At 41.9% G+C, this 25,390-nt stretch carries 21 protein-coding genes; 16 read left to right on the top strand and 5 right to left on the bottom strand.

Going from position 1 to position 25,390, the window contains the following annotated elements:
• Nucleotides 1-31: 31 nt before the first annotated feature.
• Nucleotides 32-442, top strand: coding sequence for a VOC family protein (locus QMG11_RS05595; protein WP_281834179.1), 411 nt, complete (start codon nucleotides 32-34; stop codon nucleotides 440-442).
• A gap of 91 nt (nucleotides 443-533) precedes the next feature.
• Here the strand turns inward: QMG11_RS05595 and QMG11_RS05590 are convergent, their stop codons facing one another.
• On the bottom strand, nucleotides 534-1,235 hold the full coding sequence (locus QMG11_RS05590; RefSeq protein ID WP_281834177.1) for a helix-turn-helix domain-containing protein: 702 nt from the start codon (nucleotides 1,233-1,235) through the stop codon (nucleotides 534-536).
• A gap of 173 nt (nucleotides 1,236-1,408) precedes the next feature.
• On the opposite strand from QMG11_RS05590, the gene QMG11_RS05585 reads away from it, so the two are divergent.
• The 9 genes from QMG11_RS05585 (at nucleotide 1,409) to QMG11_RS05545 (ending at nucleotide 11,502) form a co-directional block, all read left to right on the top strand.
• Nucleotides 1,409-1,615 carry a hypothetical protein gene (locus QMG11_RS05585; RefSeq protein WP_281834175.1) on the top strand — a complete coding sequence of 69 codons (207 nt, stop codon included), beginning with the start codon at nucleotides 1,409-1,411 and terminating at the stop codon, nucleotides 1,613-1,615.
• 160 nt (nucleotides 1,616-1,775) lie between these two features.
• Nucleotides 1,776-2,552: an MBL fold metallo-hydrolase gene (locus tag QMG11_RS05580; RefSeq protein ID WP_281834174.1), complete on the top strand. Its 777-nt coding sequence runs from the start codon at nucleotides 1,776-1,778 to the stop codon at nucleotides 2,550-2,552.
• A gap of 5 nt (nucleotides 2,553-2,557) precedes the next feature.
• Nucleotides 2,558-3,145, top strand: coding sequence for a uracil-DNA glycosylase (locus QMG11_RS05575; RefSeq protein ID WP_281834173.1), 588 nt, complete (start codon nucleotides 2,558-2,560; stop codon nucleotides 3,143-3,145).
• 201 nt (nucleotides 3,146-3,346) lie between these two features.
• On the top strand, nucleotides 3,347-4,819 hold the full coding sequence (locus QMG11_RS05570; protein WP_281834172.1) for a mechanosensitive ion channel: 1,473 nt from the start codon (nucleotides 3,347-3,349) through the stop codon (nucleotides 4,817-4,819).
• Between the two features lie 277 nt (nucleotides 4,820-5,096).
• Nucleotides 5,097-5,849, top strand: coding sequence for a YebC/PmpR family DNA-binding transcriptional regulator (locus tag QMG11_RS05565; RefSeq protein ID WP_281834171.1), 753 nt, complete (start codon nucleotides 5,097-5,099; stop codon nucleotides 5,847-5,849).
• 238 nt (nucleotides 5,850-6,087) lie between these two features.
• Nucleotides 6,088-6,288: a cold-shock protein gene (locus QMG11_RS05560; RefSeq protein ID WP_281834170.1), complete on the top strand. Its 201-nt coding sequence runs from the start codon at nucleotides 6,088-6,090 to the stop codon at nucleotides 6,286-6,288.
• Between the two features lie 181 nt (nucleotides 6,289-6,469).
• A complete protein-coding gene (gene recG / locus QMG11_RS05555) occupies nucleotides 6,470-8,530 on the top strand; it encodes an ATP-dependent DNA helicase RecG (protein WP_373877215.1) in 2,061 nt (686 codons plus the stop codon).
• Between the two features lie 9 nt (nucleotides 8,531-8,539).
• Nucleotides 8,540-9,643: a type IV pilus twitching motility protein PilT gene (locus QMG11_RS05550; protein WP_281834169.1), complete on the top strand. Its 1,104-nt coding sequence runs from the start codon at nucleotides 8,540-8,542 to the stop codon at nucleotides 9,641-9,643.
• A 140-nt stretch (nucleotides 9,644-9,783) separates the two neighbouring features.
• Entirely contained in the window at nucleotides 9,784-11,502 is a 1,719-nt protein-coding gene (locus tag QMG11_RS05545; protein WP_281834168.1) for a proline--tRNA ligase, read from the top strand.
• Between the two features lie 56 nt (nucleotides 11,503-11,558).
• Here the strand turns inward: QMG11_RS05545 and QMG11_RS05540 are convergent, their stop codons facing one another.
• The 3 genes from QMG11_RS05540 to QMG11_RS05530 form a co-directional block, all read right to left on the bottom strand.
• Entirely contained in the window at nucleotides 11,559-11,711 is a 153-nt protein-coding gene (locus tag QMG11_RS05540; protein WP_281834167.1) for a hypothetical protein, read from the bottom strand.
• A 253-nt stretch (nucleotides 11,712-11,964) separates the two neighbouring features.
• Nucleotides 11,965-12,465, bottom strand: coding sequence for a flavodoxin (locus QMG11_RS05535; protein WP_281834166.1), 501 nt, complete (start codon nucleotides 12,463-12,465; stop codon nucleotides 11,965-11,967).
• A gap of 31 nt (nucleotides 12,466-12,496) precedes the next feature.
• Nucleotides 12,497-13,207, bottom strand: a complete 711-nt coding sequence (locus QMG11_RS05530; protein WP_281834165.1) for a tRNA threonylcarbamoyladenosine dehydratase — start codon at nucleotides 13,205-13,207, stop codon at nucleotides 12,497-12,499.
• A gap of 210 nt (nucleotides 13,208-13,417) precedes the next feature.
• On the opposite strand from QMG11_RS05530, the gene trxA reads away from it, so the two are divergent.
• The 4 genes from trxA to thrS all read left to right on the top strand — a co-directional run bounded on the left by trxA (nucleotide 13,418) and on the right by thrS (nucleotide 23,180).
• Entirely contained in the window at nucleotides 13,418-13,732 is a 315-nt protein-coding gene (trxA, locus tag QMG11_RS05525; protein ID WP_373877214.1) for a thioredoxin, read from the top strand.
• A 409-nt stretch (nucleotides 13,733-14,141) separates the two neighbouring features.
• On the top strand, nucleotides 14,142-17,828 hold the full coding sequence (locus QMG11_RS05520; protein WP_281834163.1) for an LPS-assembly protein LptD: 3,687 nt from the start codon (nucleotides 14,142-14,144) through the stop codon (nucleotides 17,826-17,828).
• 28 nt (nucleotides 17,829-17,856) lie between these two features.
• Nucleotides 17,857-20,952 carry a diguanylate cyclase gene (locus QMG11_RS05515; protein WP_281834162.1) on the top strand — a complete coding sequence of 1,032 codons (3,096 nt, stop codon included), beginning with the start codon at nucleotides 17,857-17,859 and terminating at the stop codon, nucleotides 20,950-20,952.
• A gap of 311 nt (nucleotides 20,953-21,263) precedes the next feature.
• A complete protein-coding gene (gene thrS, locus QMG11_RS05510) occupies nucleotides 21,264-23,180 on the top strand; it encodes a threonine--tRNA ligase (RefSeq protein WP_281834161.1) in 1,917 nt (638 codons plus the stop codon).
• Between the two features lie 77 nt (nucleotides 23,181-23,257).
• On the opposite strand, the gene QMG11_RS05505 is transcribed toward thrS, so the two are convergent.
• Nucleotides 23,258-23,740, bottom strand: coding sequence for a GNAT family N-acetyltransferase (locus QMG11_RS05505; protein WP_281834159.1), 483 nt, complete (start codon nucleotides 23,738-23,740; stop codon nucleotides 23,258-23,260).
• A 201-nt stretch (nucleotides 23,741-23,941) separates the two neighbouring features.
• Between QMG11_RS05505 and QMG11_RS05500 the strand changes: the two genes are divergently transcribed.
• Together QMG11_RS05500 and dusB are read left to right on the top strand one after the other, a co-directional pair.
• Complete coding sequence (locus QMG11_RS05500) at nucleotides 23,942-24,118, top strand: YqaE/Pmp3 family membrane protein (protein ID WP_281834158.1); 177 nt, start codon at nucleotides 23,942-23,944, stop codon at nucleotides 24,116-24,118.
• Between the two features lie 324 nt (nucleotides 24,119-24,442).
• Nucleotides 24,443-25,381 (top strand): tRNA dihydrouridine synthase DusB, encoded by a 939-nt coding sequence (dusB, locus tag QMG11_RS05495; protein WP_281834156.1) that lies wholly within the window; start codon nucleotides 24,443-24,445, stop codon nucleotides 25,379-25,381.
• The last annotated feature ends 9 nt before the right edge of the window (nucleotides 25,382-25,390 follow it).

The following is a 25,390-nucleotide window of genomic DNA, read 5'->3' as shown; positions in this document are numbered from 1 at the left end:
TATTTGATTAGTCTATTATTGAGGAGGAGCTATGTTTAAACGTATCGATCACGTAGCATTTACTGTTAAAGATATGGAGAGATCTGTTGATTTTTATGAGGAGTACCTGGGTTTTAGAAGATACTATGAACACGGTGTACCTGTTCCTACGGTGGAAAAGATAGCCTACCTGAAGCTAGGGGATACTATTTTAGAGCTGATACATATGCCAGATAGTTCAGGCTCAGCTGACCAGGGATTTCACTTCTGCCTTGAAAGTGATGACTTTGATGGAGACTATAGCCGGCTAAAGGGTGCCGGTGTACCTATTGATACTGAACCTCACCCAGTTGAAGCAAGGGAAACAGGGGAAGAGGGATGGCGTAGAGTTGTATTTACAGGTCCAGATGGAGAGCTGATAGAGTTTAGAGGGCAGGGACCTTCAGTACACTTAAAACCTTAACAGCTATAATTTTTGATTCAGTGAAGACTAAAGAGAAAAGAAGGTAGAGTATTAAAAAAAGACCTCGAAATTAGAGGTCTTTTTTAATGCATTAAATATCACTTAGTACCTTGATAACCTTTCCCACAGCTACCAGCTTCTCTCCTGGTCCTATAAATATAGGAGGATAGTTGGGATTGTCACTCATAAGAGCTATATAGGATTCGGTGATCTTCAGTCTCTTTACATAGGCTTCATCGTCTACGAGAAATGCACCGATCTCCCCGTTCCTAATCTCCACATCTTTTCTACATATTATTATGGAACCATCCTTTATAGTGGGTTCCATGGAATCTCCCCATACATTGACACCGAAGGTCTCCCCTGGGTTTTTTATCCCCGGGATGGAGAGATAGTCTGTAATCTCGCCGTCATTTAGTGCCCCTGTTCCAGCACTTACCCTTTCATAGATAGGGATATTGCTGAGGTTAAGGAAGGTGTCTGTGAGGCTGGTATTGCTTCCAGCATTTTCCTTGAGGTTCTTAACCTCGCTTCTCATCCTTGAAAGCTCCTCCATTATAATATCGGGAGTTCTTTCGATGGCAGCAAGATACTTGAGGTTCTCAGTTTCTCTAGTGTCCAGCTCCAGCCCCTTGGCGATCTTTTCTAAGACCTCCTCGCTGGGAGGATTTTTTACCTCCCCCCTCTCTATAGAGTTGAAGTATGACTGGGTGATGCCGATTAATTTTGAAAATTTATTTTGACTATAGCCTAGCTTAGTTCTTCTTTCCTTGATAAAGCTCTTAAAATCCATAAAATCATCTCCTTATAGATGTTTATAGTTAATTATAGTTTTTTTCTCCTATTTTTTCAAGTGTTTCAGGGATATTTCAAAAAAATATTATAAGTTATTGACATTTATAGGTAGGGAGGTTATACTAGTTATATATAAATATAGATAGAAAATACGTTTAAGGGGGCATATCTATGAAGATAGTATTTAAAAGGGGAAAATGGTTTGTGGCTTTTAGCGAAGCGGTACTTGTGTGTGATATAAATCAGGTGGATAACAAATTTATAGTTTCCTTTGATGCTAACGGAAAGAGGATAAGTCTTCATACGAGAAACTTAGATGAGACCTTTAGGGTCCTTGAGGGGATATATGATAGAAACAGCTGTGCCAGGCACTATTAGAGTAGCAGTATTTTCACTTCTACTCTACCTTTTAGAGCTTGAAAACATAGAGCTTACTTCGTTTGACAAAAATAGAATCTTAATATATAGTAAGTAGTGATACTACTTACTTTTTTTATTTTGGGGAGGAAGTATCTAGAAAGGAAGAGTAAGGATAAATATGAAGATATCTATGTTAGGAAGTGGTAGTGGTGGAAATGCTACCTTTATAGAAACTGAGGGAGTAAAATTCCTTATAGATGCTGGTTTTAGCGGAAAGAAGCTAAAGGAGAAACTGGAGAGTATAGGTGAAAGTATCGAGGAGATAGAGGCAATCCTTATAACCCATGAGCATGGGGACCATATAATGGGGGCGGGGATACTATCTAGAAAATACGATATACCAATATACATTACCAGGGAAAGCTATGAGGCCGGTATAAAGAAGCTGGGGAATATAGAGGAGAAGAACCTGATCTTTTTAGAGGGGGACTTTAAGCTTTCTCCCAATATAAGGATAAGACCCTTTGATGTAATGCACGATGCAAAAAGAACCATGGGGTTTAGGATAGTAAACTCCACGGGAAAGAAGCTAGCTCTGGCTACAGATATAGGGTATGTGGATAACCTGGTAAGAGATTACTTTAAGGGTGTGGATATAATGGTGATAGAGTGTAACTACGACCATTCCATGCTTATGACTTGTTCCTATCCTTGGGACCTCAAGAACAGAGTGAAGTCTAACAATGGTCACCTCTCCAATGAGGCGGCTGCAAAGTTTATATGCGAAAGCTACCATGAGGGGCTGAAGAAGGTCTACCTGGCCCATGTGAGCAGGGACAGTAATAAGTATGATCTGGCTCTCTCAGCAGTGAAGGAGCAACTGGCAAGGGAAGAGATAGAGGTAGAGCTGGAGATGGCCTATCAGGACAGAGCAACAGAAATTTTTAGTATATAGTGGTGATGAACTTGGGAAATAAAGAGCTTTGGGATGAATTGAAATTTGAACTGGGCGGAATGAAGTTAAATAAGCTAGAGGGAGTGAAGGACAAAAAACTTCTTCTGGGAGCAGGAAACAGGGGAGCAGATATCCTCTTTATAGGAGATGATCCGGACCTCTATGACGACGAGGAGTTAAAGGTAAGCCTGGGAACAAGCGGGGAGTTTTTTATGAAGCTCTGTGATCTGGCAGATCTATCTCCAGAAAAGTACTATATAACCAATCTCTCCAAGTGTGTTCTCAAGTGGAGGGAGCTAACTGGGAATGAAAGGGAGCATATGAGGGACTATCTGGATATGCAGATAGCCATCATCAAGCCTAAGATTATAGTCAGCCTGGGGCAGGAAGTGACTGGGATCCTTATGGGGAAGGAGATAAAGATACCTGAGGTAAGGGGAAGGATACACTCCTACTTTGGGGGGATTAAATTAATCCCTACCTTTGATCCAAGCTATGTAAAGAGAACCAGAGATGCCAGCGGAAGAAAGGCAAAACCTGCAATAGAATTCTGGAACGACCTGAAGATGATAAAGGGCGAGATAGAGAATTAATAAAACAGTTAAAGGCAGCCGAGAGGCTGCCTTTTTTAGTAGACAGAATGAGTTTTAATGGAGGAAAAGTTATATAGATATTGTTAATAATCTGAACTATCTTTAAAAGATTAGTGTAATTTTATGAAAAAAAACTTGGAGGAAAAATAGTGAACAGATGGTAAACAGGGTTATAGTTATCACTAAACAAGGAGGTATGTTATGAATGATTTTGGTGAATTTATAGAACTGGGAGTACTCTATAAGATTCTGCCCATATTAGGCGCTATTATTATAGTCCTCATCGGTATGTTTGTAGCGAAGAAACTGGCAGAAAGTCTGGGAAAACTCCTCTCTAAGGTTAAGGGGTTTGATTTCCTTAAACACAAGGTATTTCAGTGTGAAGATGGCCATGAGAGGATATTGCTGGGACTTATAGTAAAGTTTATCTACTATATTATAGTAATTTTTACTGTAGTGGCAGCGGCGGAAAGGCTTGGACTGACTAAGTTTACCAGTCCTCTAAACAGTTTCCTAGAGAGCATATTCCTCTATGTACCTAACATACTAGGTGGACTGATATTCCTATTAATAGCCTTTGTACTGGCAAAGTTAGCAGGATACTTTACAATGACCCTGCTCAGTAAAGTGAGGATAGAGGAGAGGCTAAAGCTAGGTGAGGGAACCTCCCTGACTAAGGCTTTGAGTGATCTGGTATACATAATAGTATTTGTTCTTCTACTTCCAGGAGTGCTCAGTGCCCTAAGGCTCGACAGTATACTTTCTCCTATCACCAATATGCTGGATAAGTTCCTTCTATTTATTCCAAATATAGTGGCAGCAGGTCTGATACTGGCTATTGGATGGTTCATTGCCTTTAAGATAAGAGATGCTGTGAGGGAGATATTGGAATCCCTCAACGTAGAGGAGAAACTTGTTATATCTGAAAGAAAGATCTTTGAAGGGAAGCTGTCGTCCATCCTTTCAAATATAGTATATATATTAATCTTAATCCCTGTATTTACTGCAAGTTTGAGCTATATAGGTTTAGGGTATATAACCCAGCCAGTGGTGGATACCATAGGAATAGTTTTCTCCTATCTACCTAACCTAGTAGGAGCACTGATTATACTTTCAGTTGCATTCTTCTTCAGTCAGATACTGGAGAAGGTGGTAACCAACCTTCTATCGGGGTTTGGTTTCGATAAACACTTAGGAAAGCTTGGACTGAAGTCCGAGGAGGGGTGCTACTCCAAGGTAGCCGGAAAGGTAGTAAAGTATATTCTTATCTACTTTGCACTACTTCAGTCTATAGAGATTCTTGGATTTACAGTACTTACCGATCTAAGTTACAACCTCACTGTACTTTTAGGATCCATACTCATGGGTGTATTTATAATAGCTATAGGAGTTTTTGTAGCTAACTTTGTAGCTGGTTTTGTAGCATCTACCAATATAAGGAATAAGAAGTTTATTGCCACTGTGGCAAGGATTGCTGTACTGGTCTTTGTGGGAGCAATGGGTCTCAGACAGATGGGAATAGCTAATGAGATAATAAATATGGCCTTTGGATTTACCCTTGGAGCAATAGCTGTAGCTCTTGCCATAGCCTTTGGTTTTGGTGGAAGAGATATTGCAGCCAAGAAGCTAGAGGAGTTTGAGAAGTGTCTCAAGGAGGAGAGGAAGGAGGAGTAGATGGATGAGATGAAGAGTCGCCCTGTGGGCGGCTCTTTTTATTCCTGGTATGATTTATATTGAGAGGTTTGATATCTCTATAGAGGCAGGTGCTTCTGTAAAACTATTGATTTATCGTGGTATTGCAGGGAGAAAAAAATTAATTTAATTGATATGATGAGGAAAGGAATCCTTCTTTCTCGGTAGATCCCAGGTGGAAATTTCTCCTTTGAAAAAGTGAAAACAGTGTGATAAGATATAATAAATTTCATTTTTTATAGAAGCAGGAGGGATAATTGTGGCAGGACATAGTAAATGGTCTAACATAAAGCACAGAAAGGGTGCGCAGGATAAGAAGAGAGCTAAGCTGTTTACAAAGCTTGGTAAGGAGCTGACTATTGCAGCGAAGGAGGGTGGAGGAGATATCGACTTCAACCCTAGACTGAGACTGGCTCTGGAGAAGGCTAAAGCTGGAAACATGCCTAAGGACAATATCGATAGAGCTATCAAGAAGGGAACTGGAGAGCTTGAGGGAGTAGACTTCGTAGAGATGAGATACGAGGGATATGGTCCTGCAGGAACTGCCTTCATCGTAGAGGTTGTAACAGATAATAAAAATAGATCAGCTTCATCTGTAAGATCTACCTTCAGTAAGAAGGGTGGAAATCTTGGAACGGACGGTGCAGTAGCTTGGATGTTCAACAAAAACGGACTTATCGAGATCGCAGCAGAGGGTGTAGATGAGGAAGAGCTAATGATGACAGCACTAGAAGCGGGAGCAGATGATGTAAAGGCAGAGGACGATATGTTTGAAGTGCTTACTGATCCAGCAAACTTCCAGGAGGTATTAAGTGCTCTGACTGAAGCAGGGTACAAATATGAGGAAGCAGAGATCACAATGATCCCTGAAAACAAGGTTGAGATCACAGATGTTGATACAGCTAAGAAGGTACTTGCACTATATGAAACTCTAGAGGATATCGACGATGTAAACGATGTATACTCTAACTTTGAGATCTCAGATGAGATCATGGAAGAGGCAATGGCTTAATATTAACGGGGCAGCAGTCGAAGAGACTGGGGCCCCTGTTTTTATTGAAGTAAGCTCTTAAAAATTATCTTTAAAAATTGACAAAAAAAAAATGGTGGGGTATACTAAGCTTAGGATATTTAGCTTTAGTAGTTATTTCTAATTTTTGCCGTATGTTATATTTTTATAAATACTAAGAAAAGTTAGTAAATACATAAGCACTTGTATCTAATTAAAAGTATTTTATGGAGGTATAACAATGTTAAACGGAACAGTTAAGTGGTTCAACGCTGAAAAAGGATTTGGATTCATCACATCTGAGGAAGGAAACGACCTATTCGTACACTTCTCACAGATCAACAAGCCTGGATTCAAGACTCTTGAGGAGAACGAAGAAGTAACTTTCGAAATCACTGAAGGTGCTAAAGGACCTCAAGCTTCAAACGTAACACCTAGATAATTAATCAAAACCTGCCTTATTGGCAGGTTTTTTTATATGGAATAGGAAGGAAAAAGGAGGGAGGGCCCTCCTTTTTCTTTCTGTGACTGTTCAGGGAAATAAAACCTTCATATTGTTTTGACAAAAAAGCAGCAAGTGGTATAAAATTTTCATAGAAAAAGTTAGAGGAAAGGAGAAGAGGGTGACGGAGTATTCAAAGATATATAATCCTCTAAACACCTTTAAGATAAAGGGATTGGGGGAAAAGACCCTGGATAAGTTGAGAAGTATGGGGATAGAGACCCTCTACGATCTAATCTACTACTTTCCAAGGGCCTATGAGGACAGAACTAATTTCAAGGATATAATTAACCTCAGGCAGGACGAGTATGCTGTGGTTAAGGGAAGGATAGTGGGGATAGAAAACAGGAAACTGGGGTACAGAAAAAATATCACCAAGGCCAGGGTGTCAGATCCTACGGGCTTCTTGGAGGTAGTCTGGTTTAATATGCCCCACTTGAAGTACTCCCTCAAGGTGGGAGAGGAATATATATTTATTGGCAATATCAAAAGGGGTTATAACTTTCAGATGGTAAGCCCCGAGTATAAGAGGGTAGAGGAAGAGAAGGAGTTTAAGGGGGAGATCCTTCCTATCTACGGCCTCACCAAGAGTATGAAGCAGTCCACTCTGAGAAAGTTAATAGAGGGGGCTCTGAATAATTATGAGGGCTACTTTAAGGAAAATATACCTGCTGAGATCCTTAAGGAGTACAGGATAATGGAGAGGGAAAGAGCTCTCAGAGAGATCCACTTTCCTAAAAGTACCAAGGGGGCAGAGGGAGCCAAAAACAGATTTGCTGTGGAGGAGCTTCTTGTGCTTCAGATGGGAATCCAGGAGAAGAGGTATCTGGGAGATATTGCAAATAAGGAGCAGTATAAGCTCCAGGACAATAAACACCTGGTAAAGAGGTTTTTAGAGGGACTTCACTTCCAGCTCACAGGAGCCCAGAAGAGAGTGGTAACTGAGATATACAGGGACCTCAACCAGGGAAGGATAACCAACAGGCTGATCCAGGGAGATGTAGGGAGCGGAAAAACCATGGTGGCCATGATAGTCCTTCTCTATATGGTAGAAAACTCCTACCAGGGAGTGATGATGGCCCCCACAGAGATTCTGGCTGTGCAGCACTATCTCTCCATAGGAAGGATCTTTGAAAAGATGGGAATCAGAACAGCTCTCCTTACTGGAAGTGTAAAGGGGAAGGCCAAAGAAAAGCTCCTTGAAGAGATAAAAGACGGACAGGTGGATATAGTCATAGGAACCCACTCCCTTATAGAGGACAACGTGGAGTTTCATAAGCTGGGACTCATTGTTATAGATGAGCAGCACAGGTTCGGAGTAGTCCAGAGGAAGAAGCTGAGGGAGAAGGGGGTTCTAGCCAACCTCTTGGTAATGAGTGCCACTCCTATACCGAGGTCCCTTGCTCTGAGTATCTACGGGGACCTGGATGTATCTGTAATAGATGAGCTTCCCCCGGGAAGAAAGCCCATAAAGACAAAGTGGATAGACAATGAGCCGGATCTGGAGAAGGCCTATACCTTTATAGAGAAGCAGCTGGCCAAGGGAAGGCAGGCATACTTTGTGGCTCCCCTCATAGAGGAGAGTGAAAAGATGGCCACCAAGTCGGCCACTGAACTTCACAGGGAGATAGAGGAGAGGTTTGGCAACTACAAGGTGGGAATCCTCCACGGAAGGATGAGGAACTCCGAGAAGGATGAGATCATGGGTGAGTTTAAGGAAAACAATATTCAGATAATGGTATCTACCACAGTTATAGAGGTAGGGGTGAATGTTCCCAATGCCACAGTGATGGTGATAAGCAGTGCCGAGAGGTTTGGTTTGTCGGCTCTTCACCAGCTAAGGGGAAGGATCGGAAGGGGAGAGCATGCATCCTACTGCTTCCTTCTGTCAAACACTGAAAATGATAGCTCTAAGTCCAGGCTAAGAGTTATGGAGGAGACCACAGATGGTTTTGAGATAGCTGAGGAGGACCTGAGGCTGCGTAAATCTGGAGAGATCTTCGGAACCAAGCAGAGCGGAGTAAGTGACCTTAAGTTTGTGGATATAGTTCATGATGTAAAAACTATAAAGATGGTAAGGGACCTCTCCAAGGAGTATCTCAAGGAGAACCTTGGAAGGATTGAGAATATCTATCTCAAGGAAGATATCAAGAGAAAGTTTATGAATATAGAAAATAATTAGGAGGAAGAGATGCAGATTGAAAGTTATCTAAGAAGATTAGTTGAGATGGAGGGGTCCGACCTTCACATAAAGGTAGGAAGCTTTCCAGTTGTCAGAGTAAATGGAAAGCTAAACTTTCTGGGGGAGGAGAAGCTGACACTTAACGACGTAAATGAGATGCTGGCTCCCCTTATAGATGAAGAGAGAAAAGCAGATATAGAAAAGTATATGGCCAGTGACTTCTCCTACTCTATAAATGGAGTGGCAAGATTCAGAATGAACCTCTCCCTTCAGAGGGGGACTCATATGCTGGTTGCCAGGGTAATCCCAAGCGAAGTTCCAGACCTCGATAATATGAATCTGCCCAATGTATTGAGAAAGGTTATCCATGAAAAAAATGGAATCATCCTTGTAACTGGAGCCACAGGAAGCGGAAAGTCCACAACGGTGGCCTCTATGATAAATGAGATAAACAAGACCCAGTCTAAAAATATAATTACTGTAGAGGACCCCATAGAGTTTCTCTACTCGGATCTTATGAGTATGATATCCCAAAAGGAGCTGGGATCCGATGTTGTGAGCTTTGAAAAAGCCCTGAAATTTGCCCTGAGGCAGGATCCAGATGTTATCTTCATAGGGGAACTAAGAGACAGGGAAACGGTGGAGGCAGCTCTTAAAGCGGCGGAAACCGGGCACCTTGTAATATCTACCCTGCATACTATAAATGCATACCAGACTGTTTCCAGGATACTGGACCTCTTTCCTGAGGAGAGACACAAGCAACTGAGATATCAGCTGTCGGAAAGTATGAGGGCCATTATCTCCCAGAGGCTGCTGCCTACATTGGATAACAAAAGAGTTGCAGTAAATGAGATCCTTATAAATACCCCGGTAATAAAGGAGTGCATCCTATCAGCAGAGGGAGTAGCTGATATACCTAGGTATCTGGCTGAGGGAAGGACCACCTATGAAACCCAGACCTTTGATCAGGATATAGCTGATAAGTATAAGGAGAAGGTGATCTCCTATGAAACAGCCCTGAAATTTGCCACAGTAAAGAAGGATATAGAGCTACTAAAGAGGGGGATAAATGTTTCCTCTGTGGCCGATATGTATAACGATATGTTTGAATAAAAATTAAAAATATAGTATAATTACTAGTCTGCCGACCTTAAAATCAGGCAGATTAAATCCCTTGTATTTCAAGGGTTAAAAAGTGAAATATTAAATTTAAAAATTTAAATATAAATAAAAGATGATGGAGGAAAGTGGAAATGAGATTTAGCAAACTATATGTAAAAACTCTAAAAGAGACTCCTAAGGAAGCTGTTGTAGAGAGTCATAAGCTGATGCTTAGATCTAGTATGATCAAGAAGCTGGCAAGTGGAGTGTATACCTACCTTCCCCTTGGGTATAGAGCGCTTAAAAAGGTAGAAAACATCGTAAGAGAAGAGATGGACAGAGCAGGTTCCCAGGAGCTATTCATGCCTGTACTTCAGCCAGCAGAGATCTGGAAGGAGACTGGAAGATGGGACGCAATGGGACCTGAGATGATGAGACTTATGGATAGACACGGAAGAGACTTCATTCTAGGACCTACCCACGAAGAGGTAATCACAGATATCATCAGAAACGATATATCTTCATATAAGTCACTGCCTATGAGCCTATACCAGATTCAGACTAAGTTCAGAGATGAGAGAAGACCTAGGTTTGGACTGATGAGAGGAAGAGAGTTCCTGATGAAGGATGCTTACTCATTCCACGCAACTGACGAGTGTCTAGATGCAGAGTTTGAAAATATGAGAGATGCATACTCTAGAATTTTTGAGAGATGCGGACTTAAGTTCAGATCGGTAGAGGCAGATTCTGGAGCTATCGGTGGAAGCGGATCTCAGGAGTTCCACGTACTGGCTGAATCTGGTGAGGATGAGATCATCTATTGTGATACATGTGGATATGCAGCTAACCTTGAGAAGGCTGAGAGTGTGGCAATGATACCTGAGTATGAGAAGGAGATGAAGCCAGCTGAGCTTTTAGATACTCCAAATGTATCGAAGATAGAGGATATTGCTGCTCACCTTGGAATTGAAACATCTCAGACTGTAAAGGCAATCATGTATATGGATACAGTTTCTGAAAAGGTGTACATGGTTCTTCAAAGAGGAGACTATGAGATCAATGAGGTTAAGCTAAAGAACCTTCTGAATGAAACGGAGCTTGTAATGCTAAGTGACGCAGACCTTGAAGCACACAACCTGAAGAAGGGATATATGGGGCCATATGATATCGAACTTGGAGATATCATCCTTGTAGCAGATGAGACTGTAACTAAGATGGTAAACCACACAGCTGGTGGAAACAGAATGGATACTCACTACATAAACGTTAACTACGGTAGAGACTATGAGGCTCACATCGTAGGAGATGTTAGAAACGCTGTTGTAGGAGAGGAGTGTCCTAGATGTAGTGGTGGAAAACTTGAAAGCGCTAGAGGAATAGAGGCTGGGCACGTATTTAAGCTGGGAAAGAAGTATTCTGACAGCATGGGAGCTACATTCCTAGATGAGAATGGTAAATCAAATACTATGACTATGGGATGCTATGGTATCGGAGTATCTAGAACTGTAGCAGCTGCTATCGAGCAGAACAACGATGAAAACGGAATTATCTGGCCAGTGGCAATAGCGCCATATATCGTAGATGTGATCCCTGCTAATATGAAGAATGCAGATCAGGTTTCTCTAGCTGAGAAGATCTATGGAGAGTTATCTGCAGCTGGTATCGATACTGTAATGGACGACAGAAATGAAAGACCAGGATTCAAGTTTAAGGATGCGGACCTTATCGGATTCCCATTCAAGGTAGTTTCAGGAAAGCTGGCTGCTGAAGGGAAGGTAGAGGTAAAGGTAAGAAGAACCGGTGAATCTATGGAAGTAGAAGCTGAAAAGGTTGTAGGGGTTATTAAGGACCTTATGACTAAAGTAAGATAGTAAAAAAGAGGAGATGCCTGAGCACCTCCTCTTTTAATTTTTAGATCTATTCCAAATTAGCTGTAGTACAGAGTGTTAACTAAAAGAAGAAAACAAAGTGTAAGTAGAGCCAAAGAGGTAAAAATAAATTTATTTGAAAGATCTCCCATGACAGCTCTGAAGGCAACTACAAATGTGCCTAAAAAGATGGCTCCTCCTAAGAAATACATAAACATCCCCCCTAACTAATTCTCCTATAGTAAGATATTACCCCATAAAACTCTCTTTTCTAAGGGGAATTTCAAAAAAAATCAAAAATTCTGTTTAAAAGTGTCGTAAAATAGTAACTATGATATGAAAATAGAACTGGAGACTAGTGCGGGGCAGACCTGTGTAGAGGAAGGGGTGGTAGGACTTTTGGTGATGGAAGGTGTAGCATAAAAAAACAGAGACCCAAGGGTCTCTGTTTTAATTATTAAAATCTTAGTTGAACTCAGGCTTTATATTCTCAAGCCAGTCATAGATCCTATCTGGTGTCATATCATCCTGATTATCCTCATCTAGAGCTAGTCCCATAAACTTCTTGTCTACAATGGCATCGCACTCCTCAAAGTGATAACCGTCGGTAGAGGTAAGACCTACAACTCTTCCACCTTGGGCAACTACAGCTTCATAGAGGAGTTTTAGTCCTCCAAGAAATGACTCACCAAAGGTTGTCTGGTTACCTACTCCCACAAGAGCAACTACCTTTCCACTGAGGTCCAGCTTTTTGAAGGAATCAAACTTGTCATTCCAGTCCTCCTGAAGTTCTCCTACTCCATATGTTGGAAGGGCTAAAATTAGATTTTCATATGAAGCTATGGCATCTATACCATCAGCTACATTGTGTATCTCTACATCGCTTCCTAGGTTGAATTCTATCTCGTCGGCAACTCCTTGAGTTCTTCCAGAGGTAGTACCGTAAAAAAGTCCAATTTTCTTCATTGTTTCTCCTTTCCCTGCAGGGGGTGTCTTTTTATGAGTTTATTTCACAGATGTCTTTAACCACTTCGCTGGCGATAATCAAACCTGCCACAGAAGGAACAAAGGAAACACTTCCTACATTTCTCATCTTTTCTCTGCTGCCAGAGTCATTAAATGGCTTCTTAGGCTCCTCTTTGGAGTAGATTACCTTTAACTTTTTAATCCTTCTGTTCTTTAACTCCCTTCTCATAACACGGGCAAGGGGACAGACAGAGGTTTTGTTGATATCAGCTACCTCTAGCATAGTAGGGTTAAGTTTGTTACCAGTTCCCATGGAGGAAATAATAGGTATATTCTTCTCCTTACATATGGCAATTAAGTCCAGCTTACAGGTAACAAGGTCTATGGCATCTACAGCGTAGTCATAGGTCTTGTCTTCAAAGAAGGTAGCCTCGCTTTCCTTGTTAAACTTCTCCTTAAAGGCATTGACCCTTATATTTGGATTGATAGCAAGAGCTCTTTCTCTAATCAGCTCCGCCTTATCTCTACCGACACTTTTGTGGGTAGCTATAATCTGTCTGTTAAGGTTTGTAATATCCACTGTGTCAAAGTCTACAACAGTAAGCTCTCCTACACCAGCTCTAACAAGGGCCTCTACAGTGAACCCACCTACTCCTCCAAGTCCGAAGACTATAACGTGGGAGTCTTTAAGCTTATTCACATTGTCTCTTCCTATTAAAAGTTCCTGTCTTTGAAATTGCATTAAATCACCTATCTTTATTACTTATCTTTTTAATAAAGATTATACATCAAATGTGGCATTTATTCAATAAGAAGATTTCCTGGGAATAAAGAGGAAAAAAGAATCTGTGTCATATAAGTATCTAGAGGGAGTAGTAGTGTTTGCAAAAACTTTACTATTATGATAGGATTAACAAAAAAAGGTACAGATAAAGTCTAGGGGGTAGTATTGATGAGTAAAGTAGTTCATTTAGATGTAGATTCATTTAAGAGCGAGGTGTTAGAGGGGACTGGTGTTGTACTGGTTGATTTCTGGGCATCTTGGTGTGGACCCTGTAAGATGTTAGGACCTATCTTAGATGAGTTATCTCAAGAGGTTTCTGTTAAGATAGCTAAGGTAAATGTAGATGATTATCCAAATATAGCAGCAGACTATGGAATAAGAAGTATTCCTACTATGATTATCTTCAAGGATGGAGAGAAGATTGATCAGCTTATCGGTCTTATGCAAAAAGGTGCAATCAAGGAAAAGCTAGAGCAGTATTAAGTAGGAGCCTCCCCTTAAGGGAGGCTTTTTTTTATTCTCTATACTGGGAGTAACCACTGAAGTGTCAGAGGAGTAGCAATGGTGACTCTTGGGATCCTGGGAATCGTGCTTGGATTTACTTCTGCCCTTCCCCCCCTCATACTAGACCTTTAACTGGCTCAAGGCAGTTTATGGGCAGTGTATAATGTGACTGAAGAGGGAGCCATAGCTATTATAGTAAACAGAACCTCAGGAAGAGAACGACAATCAGTGAATAGATAGTATAGGTCGATTTAAATGGAGGCAGGATGATCATCCTGCCTCCATTATTTAGGTAATAGAAAGTTATTTTCTAGGGGGGAATTTATTTAACTCGAACGTAAATTGTGCTATACTTGTATAGTTGAATAAAATGGGGGAGTTATGTGTGATGAAGAAGAAGATTGCAATTGCAGCTTACATAGTGACGTGTATGAGCGTATACTCTGCTAAAGATCCCAATACCTTTGATGTATTGAGGAAGGATGCAGATAGTATGGTAAGAGAGAGTACTCAGAACACTCCTGGAGTAAAGGGTGGAGACAGTGCTCAGATAGCCACAGATGAGGTAGAGATAGACCTTGCCAATGAAACTCTGAAATCGGAGGAGGGAGTAAATATCCAGTATGGAAACCTCAAGATGAAGACCTATGAGTTTCAAAAAGACGATGAAAATAATATGATAAGGACCAAGGGAGATGTATTCCTGGAAGTAGAGGACGGTCCCAATAAAGCTAAGATAGATACAAGGGATGCTGAGATCTCCCAGGACGGAGATTATGCAAGGTTTTATGACAGTAAATCTTATATTAAGGTAGGTCATATAACTGAAGCAGAGGCGCCCAATGATAAGATATACTTTGGTGGAGAGGTTACCGAGTATGTGGGGAGCAGGCTGAAGCTTAAAAATGCCTGGTTCAGTACCGACCCGGAGGTTCTTGAGACTGAAACTCCAGAGGAAGCGGGATACCACATAAAGTCAAGGGAGTTAGAGATAATCCCCGATAAACAGGTTAACTTCAGATCATCCAACCTATACCTGGGAGAGAAGGATGTTATACCATTCAGTGTACCTTGGTATGCAGTGAACATAAGACCAGGTTCCCAAGTGCCGGTATTCCCAATGTGGGGAAGCGACGATGACTATGGTTGGTATACAAGCTGGGGTATGCTCTACGGAGACAGCAACAGCAAGTATAAGGGAGGATTTGCTCCTAAGTTTGCAGATACCATGGGATGGCTCGTAGGAAGATGGGAAAATGAGTATAAGACAGATAACTATGGAACAGCCAAGTTAAATGTAACAGATGCCCTCATCGCCAAGAAGGACTCCGATGAGGAGAATAGATGGGACGCAGACTATAGCCATACCTACAGCAGTAACAAGGGATACCTGAACTTTAACTATAGAAATGCTACCCAGAATATGGTGAAGGAACTGGAAGACATCAGAGATGACAATGAGGATGACGGAAAGTATGACCCAAACCACCCTGCTTATATAGGGGAGGATAGACCAGATGGTGGAGACAATATAAACTTCTATAGCCTGGATACTAAGTTTGAAAACCTGGGAGAGAGAAATGATATAAGCTTCTATGGAAGGATGAAGCTCCTAGATGACAAGGATGCATACCAGGAGATCGTAGATGACAGATTGGACGATATAGACTACGATACTCAGGGAGATCACGAACTGTTCTCGGAGTTTGGATTCACCAAGGACAATGAGGATTATAAGATAGGGGCCTACTATGAGTACCTCTATGATATGGATCCGGGATCATCTGAGGACGACCTGAAGACCAGGGTAGAAAACTTTGGTTTTGAACTAGAGGACAAGAACAATAAGCTTCATTTAAAGTATGATGAGAAGAATGAGGATGAGTACAGAAGGTTGAGATCCTGGGAGAGAACAGCTAACCTGGATAAGATAACAGACCTGGAGTATGTTCCTTGGACAGTGAGTAAGTATGATCAAAATGACAGCCAGAACCTAAAAGTGGGAGTGGGGGAATACAGTGTCCTCAATACCGACTTTGATTTTAAGATGGACTATGAGTTTAATACAGCGGAGAAGGAGCTCTCGATTATAGAGGATCCGTTCAGGCAGAGAACTGTTCAAAACAATAAGAGAGACCAGGAGTACAATAAGTTTGAAAATGTGGTCTATGAGGATACCAGAGAGGACAGACTCTCTATGGAGTTCTTCACAGAGGATACCAGATTTATGTTTGCAGCAGGACGTACAGAAGAGGAGTTCTGGGATAGAGAGGGTATCTATAACTACAATGAGTTCGAGGAGGGAGACGCTTACAACAAGTATGTAAATGAGTCGGACTTCTATGAGGCTGAGGTAGAGCAGAAGGACATCGATCTTGGGTTCCTGGGAGATGTTGGAGCTAAGTTTAACCTGAGACACGACAAGTATGACAAGGGATATGACCAGGCCAACAAGAGGTATACCAGCGGGGGAGATGAAACTCTGAGAAAGCAGCTGACACTGACCCATGAGAAGACCTTCTTTGACAACACAAACTACTACTGGAGAGATACCGACTTCAGACTTGGAAATGAATTTACCTACTTCTATCAGGACTATCACTACAAGGAGGGAGATAACGATCTAGGTTCCAGTGGTGATGCCAGAGATATAAGACTGAAGAACAAGGATAAGATCTTCAGATATACAGATAAGTTAACTATGGATCTAGGGAATACTCAGACGATCTATACCTTCGACTACAAGAATGTCTATGATGCATCTGATGAAGAGAGAAAGAAGAATCAGATGATAGGCAACAATGTGGAGTTTAAGATCGACGAGAAGAAATCCCTGGTTCTTCACTATGCTACAGATGAGCACTATACAGATGAAACTGAGTCTGGAAAGAACTACAATGATCTGACCAATAAAAAGTATGGAGCAGACTACTATATTGGAAACCATAAGTTTTACTACAAGGGGGAGGAGATAGATTATGACATACGTGATGCCAAAACATCTCTAAACTCCTCTAGTGTAGATGACGCCAATGAAAGAATCAGTGAAGATATCTACGGATATGAGTATACAAATGGTCTGGACAAGTGGCAGTTTGAATTTATAAGAGGTAAGGACGACAGGTACAATGAGACTCAGGGTGAACAGGAGATAGATACAGACAACAAGATCTACAGTGTATCCTACCTGAATGGTGGAGATGTAGAGCACTACTATAAGGCTACTTACGAGGAGTACAACCAGGATGAGGAAGCCAATAAGCAGTACTCAACAGATGTAGTTTCCTTCAGGTATGAGTATAGAGATAAGAGGTTTACAGAGGAGGATCTGGAAAAGTTTGGTAAGCTGGAGTTTGATAAGCCTACAGATGAACTAAGCCCTGCAGATATAGAGAGGGTTAAGGAGATCCTGAGAGACAGGGAAAGAAAATCCCTGGACTTCAACCTTCGTAGCATCAGGGATGAGGAGATGAGTACCCCTGAGTACAAGAGAAGCTTAAAGCTATATCTAATGCTCCAGAGGAACAAGGAGAGATATGAAAGAAGTGGCGATTACTTCAACTCCTTAGAAGAGATCCAGGCAAGAATATATTACTCCTACAACAGATGGGGAGTAGGGTATACCTTTGACCAGGAAGCTGACTGGAAGGGCTACACACCTGATGGTGGCGGAGACTGGGTAGAAAGTGAGAGAGACCATGAGCTAAGTCTTCATATGAAGTTTGGGAAGCCAAGTGAGGGATGGAGATTCAAGACCTTCGTAGGAATAAATGAAAGCCTAGATGGAAACACAGATAGAACAGCAGATGGTCAGAAGACGAGAAGAACCCTCGATAGAATAGGGTTTGAGGTAGGTAAGGAGAAGGGGTACTACATGTGGAGTACTGCCTTTACACAAAAATATGTAAGTAGAACAGATGACTATGAGTGGGAAGTTGCCTTCCAATTCACTCTGCTTACATTCCCGAATATGCCGATCTTCGGTGTGGGAGCATCTGACGACGGTGGAGAGGATAGCAGCACCTCCTTTGAGACCTATCTGTTTGATGGTGTAAACGTAGATGATCTAGATTAAGGAATTATAAATTATGAGAGGGGGAAGCATGAAAAGAGTAATAATTACACTACTTTTAATAGCTTCCTCCTTTTTATATGGAAGAGGAAGTTTAAAGGAGAGTGGCAGGGTGGCAGCCTCTAAGGAGGGGTACTACCTCTACTATCCAGGTGGGGAGGATCCCGCTGGAGTATATCCCAGAATAGTTGAGAAGCTTAACAGGGACCTGGGAATGAACCTCGGTTTGGAAAGAGGAGGTAAGGGAGAAGGGGACCTGGTGAGAATAGGCTGGAATGGAGAAAAGGGGTGGGAAACAGGAAGAGCACTGATGACTCTGCCCCTCTACTATCACACCTACCCAGATCCCTATATCACCCCAAAGGGCCCTGTCTTTGTGGACAGTGAGGTAGCCCTTCCAGAGGGAGCGGAGATAGGTTCCCTCGATAGAGATTATTTTGATAAGAGGGGTATAAGGCAGATATATCTGGAGAAGATTAGATATGCCAAGGGACTCCTCAAGGGAGGGGTCTTAGAGGGTGTCTTTTTAGAGGAAAACTATGAGCTAGACTGGGAGTATATGAGAAAAAATATACTTCCCATAAACGTCACAAAAAAACTCTATATTAAAACTCCTGAGGGGGAGGATGAACTCCGAAGGAGGATAGACAGGTATATAGAAAGGGAGCTAAAAGCCTTTCTGGTAGAAATAATTCCAGAGGAGAGACAGAAGTATTACCGTTGGAAACTGAAGCTCAGCCAGGCAGAAGAGGAGTATCTGAAGGAGAGAAGAAGGATCAACGTGCATATCCCTCTTGTGGATTACCCTCCATATATAAGCTATACAAGGGGGGAGGCTGAAGGGTATCTGGTAGACTACTTAAAAAGGGTTGAGGGAATCTTAGGAGTAGGGATAAATATTGTAAGAAGCAAGAATCCCTTAGAAGCAGTCAGGTCTGGCGGAAAGGACAGTATAGATGTAGTTATTGGAAGCAGGAGCAAATATGACAGGAAGAGTCTTCTGCGAACAGGAGACTTCTATAAGTTAAAGCTTGGAGTAGTTGGCAGGAGAGGAGCTCCCGGGATAGATCATAAAAGGGACCTCAAGGGGAAGAGGTTAGCTTTCTATGGAGGTTTCTTTACTGATGAAGAGGAGGCAGGGTCAGGTATAGAGTATTTAGAGGTACTCACTGAAAGTGTAGATGAAGCCCTTGAAAGGGTTGGCAAGGGAGAGGCTGACTATATTCTGGGGGATATCAACGTAATAGGAAGATCTATATATAAGAAGGGCCTTCTGGATAAGATGGAGGTGGCTGGATATCTAAATGAGCAGTTGATCTACAGCATCTATGTAGAGGAGGAGGAGCTCCTCTTTAAGAAGATCTTGGATAAGCTTATGGACAAGATGGGGGAGCATGTTTATTCAGGGGGAGAGATAGATACCCTGAACCCCCTCTATGTTGAAAAGGATTACACTCCAGTGCTCTATGTTCTTCTGGTCTTCATGGTGATTCTCTTTCTCTTTCTGAGGCACTTTAACATAATGAAGAGGGAGATTGCCAGAAGGGAGAGGGTAGAGATAGAGCTCAGAGAAAAGGTAGAGGCAGAAAGGCAGCTCAGGGATAATATGGAGCTCATCTCCCTCATTGGAAAGGAGCTGACCTCTAACCTGGACGTATGGAGAGCCCTTGAAGGTGTGGGCCGCCGTGTGGAGGAGATGTTTGGCGAATATCTCTTTGGCATCATAGCAAGGAGTCGTCGGGATGACACCTTCTATTACAGGAGTTGTCTCGGATGGAGGGGTAGCGAGGAGTGTCCTATTCCTGATGAGGTAGAAGAAGTCTTTGGAAGTGGAGAGGGTATATTTTCTCAAGGGCCAAAGTTCTTTTCAACGGGTTCCTATGCCCTTATACCTTTGCGGGTAGAGGAGAGGTTCATAGGGGTTATGTATTTTGAAGCCAAGAGGAAGATAAAACTCTATGAAAGGGAGTTTTTAGAGCAGATGGCTAACTTTATATCCATAGCAGTTTCCAACTCAGATGAAGCCAAGGCTCTTGAGAAGTATGCAATAAGACAGGAGAGGCTCAGGGAATCCAAGCAGGCAGCCCTTAGCAGATTAAATTTTCTTGGAAGTATAGGTAAGAAGATGGGAGCCACCTTTGATATCTACTCCATAGGTAGAACGGTTTTTTCCTACTATAAAAAATCCACAAAGGAAACTCCCTTTGGAATTGCTGTGAAAGATATAGATACGGGAGAGATAAAGTATGAGTATATCTATACAGGGGAGAGGGAGCTTCCAGGAAGAGAGGGGAATCTTCTTAAAAGCGGTATTGTAAGAGAAGTGATAAATACTGGAGAACCAATTATTTTAAGGGGCAGAGAGGAACATCTGGAAAGACAGGAGGATCTACAGGTGACAGGAATATCTGCGGGCGAGGTGGCTTCCAGTCTCTACTATCCCATCAAGTTTTCTGGAGAGGTTCTGGGGCTTATGGTTGTAGAGGGTAAAAGTAGGGACCTTATAGAGGGAGTGTCCATGGGGGGGATGGATTCCCTTGTGAGCATGCTGGGAATAGCCCTAAACAACTCCCTTAAGGCTAAGGAGCTTGAAAGAGCTAAAACTAGGTTTGAAAAGCGATCCCTTACAGATGAACTGACAAGACTTCCTAATAGAAGGGCTTTCTATGAAAAGTTTCTTCCACAGTGGGAGAGAGCCACAGAAAAGAAGAGACCCCTGGGGATAGTGATAATTGATCTAGATTACTTCAAGCAGGTAAATGATAGCTTTGGCCACCTAGAGGGGGACAGGGTGCTGAAGAGGATAAGTGCTATATTGAGGTCCTATGAAAGGTATGGAGACAGAAGTGGTCTCTTTGGAAGGTATGGAGGAGATGAGTTTATCGGAGGATTCTCTGGGTACACCTCAAGAGAGCTCTTAGAAGTAGCCGAGGAGATAAGGGTAAAAGCTAAGGAGATAGAGTACTCAGGAGAAATAGAGGGACATGGACATCTGAGCCTAAGTATAGGGGTCTATGTAGGAGATCCTTGTAAGTTTAAAGCTCTCAGGGAGTTTATAGGTGAAGCTGATAGGGCCATGTACTCAGCTAAGAAGCTGGGACGTAATCAAACTTTTCTTTTGGAATAGGATTCCCTTATGTAAAAAGTTTGACAAACTGAGAAGATTTTGGTAACCTTTTAATAAGATATGTAAGGTAAGGAGAAATAATATGAACTCTTATATGATTAAATCAACTACAACCACATCAACCACCAGTTAGGGGTCTGTATTCTGAAGAGGAATGGTACAGCCCGAATTTTAATTGTAAAAATAAGGATTGTATCTGGAGTTGGTGATTGGATCTATAAGAGCTTTAGTAGATGGCCGTCTAGAAACACTCTAGACGGCCATAGTTTTTTATATGAATAAATAAAATGTATATAGAGAAGGAGATGACTATGATTAAGATTACACTTCCTAGTGGAGATATCAAAGAATTTGACGAAAAACTTAATATTTTTCAAGTGGCAAAAAGTATCAGTAACTCCCTTGCAAAAAAGGCGGTAGCTGGTAGAGTAGACGGAAACCTCGTAGAGATGAGTCATGTAATTGACAGAGATGCAAGTGTGGAGATCATTACTCCAGAGACTGAAGAGGGAGTAGAGATCATAAGACACTCAACAGCTCACCTGATGGCTCAAGCAGTTATAAACCTGTTCCCTGAAACAAAGGTAGCTATAGGACCTGCTATTGAAAATGGATTCTACTATGACTTCGATCCAAAGGAGCAGTTCACAGAGGAAAACCTTGAAGAGATCGAAAAAGAGATGAAGAGACTTGTTAAGGAAGACATTAAGATCGAGAGACTTGAGATGAGCAGAGAGGATGCAATCAAGCACTTTGAGGATCTTGGTGAGGAGTATAAGGTAGAGATCATCACTGATATCGCTCAGGGCGAGATGCTTTCATTCTATAAGCAGGGTGAGTTTATGGATCTCTGTAGAGGACCACACGTTCCATCTACTAAATACCTTAAATCATTCAAGTTGAAGTCTGTGGCAGGCGCTTACTGGAGAGGAGATTCCTCTAAGAAGATGCTTCAGAGAATCTATGGATTTGCCTTTGCAGACGATAAGGCGCTTAAAGCTCACCTTAAGTTCCTAGAGGAAGCAGAAAAGAGAGACCACAGAAAATTAGGAAAGGAATTAGACCTTTTCTTTATGAGTGACTACGGACCAGGATTCCCGTTCTTCCAGCCTAAGGGGATGGCAATAAGAAATGTGCTTATCGACCTTTGGAAGAAGGAGCATGTAAAGGCAGGGTATGAGGAGATAATGACTCCTATCATGCTTAACAAGGAGCTTTGGGAGACTTCTGGACACTGGTTCAACTACAGAGAGAATATGTACACATCTGAGATAGATAAGACTGAGTTTGCAATCAAACCAATGAACTGTCCTGGAGGAGTACTTTCATTTAAGCAGGGGCTGCACTCATACAAGGATCTTCCAATAAGAGCAGGAGAGCTTGGAACTGTGCACAGACATGAGTTTTCAGGAGCACTTCACGGACTTATGAGAGTAAGATCATTTACTCAGGACGATGCTCACATCTTTATGACTCCAGAGCAGATCGAAGATGAGATCATCGGAGTAATCGAGCTAATCGACAAGTTCTACAGCGGATTATTTGGATTTGAATACCACATCGAGCTGTCTACTAAGCCAGAGAAGGCTATCGGATCGGATGATATCTGGGAGAAGGCGGAGTCGGCTCTAGAGGGTGCTATGAAGAGGCTTGGCAAGGAGTATAAGATCAATCCAGGTGACGGAGCATTCTATGGTCCTAAGCTGGACTTCAAGATAAAGGATGCTATCGGAAGAACTTGGCAGTGTGGAACTATCCAGTTGGATTTCAACCTTCCAGAGAGATTTGATATCAACTACATCGGAGAGGACGGAGAGAAGCACAGACCGGTAATGATCCACAGAGTAGTATACGGATCTATCGAAAGATTTATCGGAATCCTAATCGAGCACTATGCAGGAGCATTCCCTACATGGCTTGCACCAACTCAGGTAAAACTTCTGACTCTAAATGATGAGGTACTCCCATATGCTAAGGAGATAGAGGCTAAGCTTGTGGATATGGGAATCAGAACAGGAATCGATGCAAGAGCAGAGAAGATCGGATATAAGATCAGAGAAGCTAACGGTAAGTATAAGATACCTGTACAGCTTATCATCGGTAAGTCTGAAGTAGAAAATGGAGAGGTAAATGTAAGAAGGTTTGGTTCCAAGGATCAGGAGACTATGAAGTTAGAGGACTTCATGACTATGATCTCTGAGGAAGCAAAGATTAAGTTTGACAAGTAAAGATGAGAGGTCAGCGTGAGCTGACCTCTTTTTGTTTTAAAGATAGATATTTTACAGGGTATTCTTTTTATTAATATTTAAAGGAGTAACTGCCAGGATCCCACATCTATCCAGGTATTAAACTTATACCCCACCTCTTTAAAGTGGGCCGCCTTTTTAAATCCAAACTTTTCATGGAGGGCAATGCTGCCCTCATTTGGAAGGGTAATAGTCCCGATGATAGTGTGGAAGCCTCTTTCCCTGCATCTGTTAATGAGCTGAGAAAGTAGTGTGGAGCCGATTCCCTTTCCTTTTTCGTCGGCCCTTATATAGATAGAGCATTCTACGCTGTTATTATAAGCACTTCTGCTCTTGAAGGAGGAGGCATAGGCATAACCCAGAATCCTTCCATCCTTCTCGTAGACTATCCAGAAAAAATTCTCTGAAATATTCACAATCCTTTCTACCATAATATCTTCGCTTACCCTCTCTGTTTCAAAGGTGGTAGGTGTGTTTTTTATATAGTGGTTGTAGATTCCACATATATCCTGAGCATCCTCTATTTTAGCATCTCGTATCATAGAACCCTCCTTTTGTTTTAATAGTAGATTACTCCCTAGAGCCTTAGTAGTCAAGAGAAGTTGTGAGGAATGGGATAGGAAGGCAGGAATTACCGTCCCTGTAAAGTATCTTTAATTAGAGCGCCTTTAAGGTGGTGTGATGGAAAGGTTTGTTGCAGAAGGCAGGAGATGTCTTCATAAGGTATAGGAAAGGAGAATACTATGGATGAAAGAACAAAGGATGTACTGAGAATACTCTTAGCAATATTTATTCCACCCCTGGGAGTTTTCTTTCAGGTGGGGCTAGGGATGCATTTCTGGATCAATCTATTACTTACCCTTCTGGGATATGTCCCAGGGATAGTTCATGCAGTATGGGTAATTATAAAGTTTAAATAGTGGCGCTTTAAGGGGAGAATCCTGAGTGAATGGACTGTTAGAGGTGATATGAGTTTCTGGTTGGATAAAAAAGTACAAAGAACACTTTTGAGGGGCAGGAAGGTGTAATTTTATACACTTTCCTGCCCTTGTTTTATACCAGGGAAATAGGCCTGTACAAATTGAAAAATTTACTCTAATATGATATAATTTTTTGATTAGAGTAAATATTTATAATGGCTGAAAACTCGGAAAAAATATTGTTTAATGAGCAGCAGGTAAGATGTAAAGTGTTAAGTTAATGTAGCAGAGGGAGCCTAGTAAGCTTTCTTTTTGGAGGTAGGAATGAAAAAGGTATATGTAGCTCCTATGGCAGGGGTGACAGATTATACATATAGAAGGATAATGAGTCAGTTTAACCCGGATCTTATATTTACTGAGATGGTAAGTGTAAATGCAGTGGAGATGGCAAATGATAAGACGATCAAGCAGATCCTTAGACTATTGCCCAATGACTCGGTCCAGATATTTGGTAAAGATATAGAGATTATGAAGAGAAGTGCTAAGTTTGTAGAGAGCCTAGGGGTAAAGCATATAGATGTAAATATGGGATGCCCTATGCCTAAGATAACAAAAAATGGCTACGGAGCTGCCATGCTTGAGGATCCAGAGCATGCAAGGAAGCTTATGCTGGCTCTAAGGGAGTGCCTGAACCCAGAGACAAATCTTTCTATGAAGATCAGGATAGGATATAAGGAGCACAAAGATCCTGTCAGGATGGCTGAGATAGCCAAGGAAGCAGGGTGTACCCATATAACTGTACACGGAAGAACCAGGGAACAGATGTACTCTGGAACTGCTGACTGGGAGATTATAAGAGAGATAAAGGAGGTATCTGAGCTTCCTGTAATAGGGAATGGAGATATCTTTACTCCAGAGGATGCCCTTGAGAGGGTTGAAAAAACAGGAGTAGACGGAGTAATGCTTGCCAGAGGGATCTACGGTAACCCATGGCTGATAGCTCAGGTAAAGGAGATCCTCAATGAGGGTGAGGTGAAGACCCATTACACAGTAGATGATAAGATCGATATGGCTATAAAGCATGTGGAGTTTGCAAGGGAGGATTTCCCAGAGAAGGAGTTCCACTTTGAGATAAGAAAGCACCTTTGCTGGTACCTCAAGGGCTTAAGACATGCAAGCGCAGTGAAGGCTCGTATCAACCAGACAGAATCGTATGATGAGATAGTAGAACTACTTGAAAAGGTGAGAGAAGCCAATAGATAGAAACAGAAG

The organism is Propionigenium maris DSM 9537, from assembly GCF_027925155.1.
In the GTDB taxonomy this organism is placed as follows: Bacteria; Fusobacteriota; Fusobacteriia; order Fusobacteriales; family Fusobacteriaceae; genus Propionigenium; species Propionigenium maris.
The sequence above is the reverse complement of the archived record's forward strand: the minus strand, read 5'-3'. Positions and strand labels throughout refer to the sequence as shown.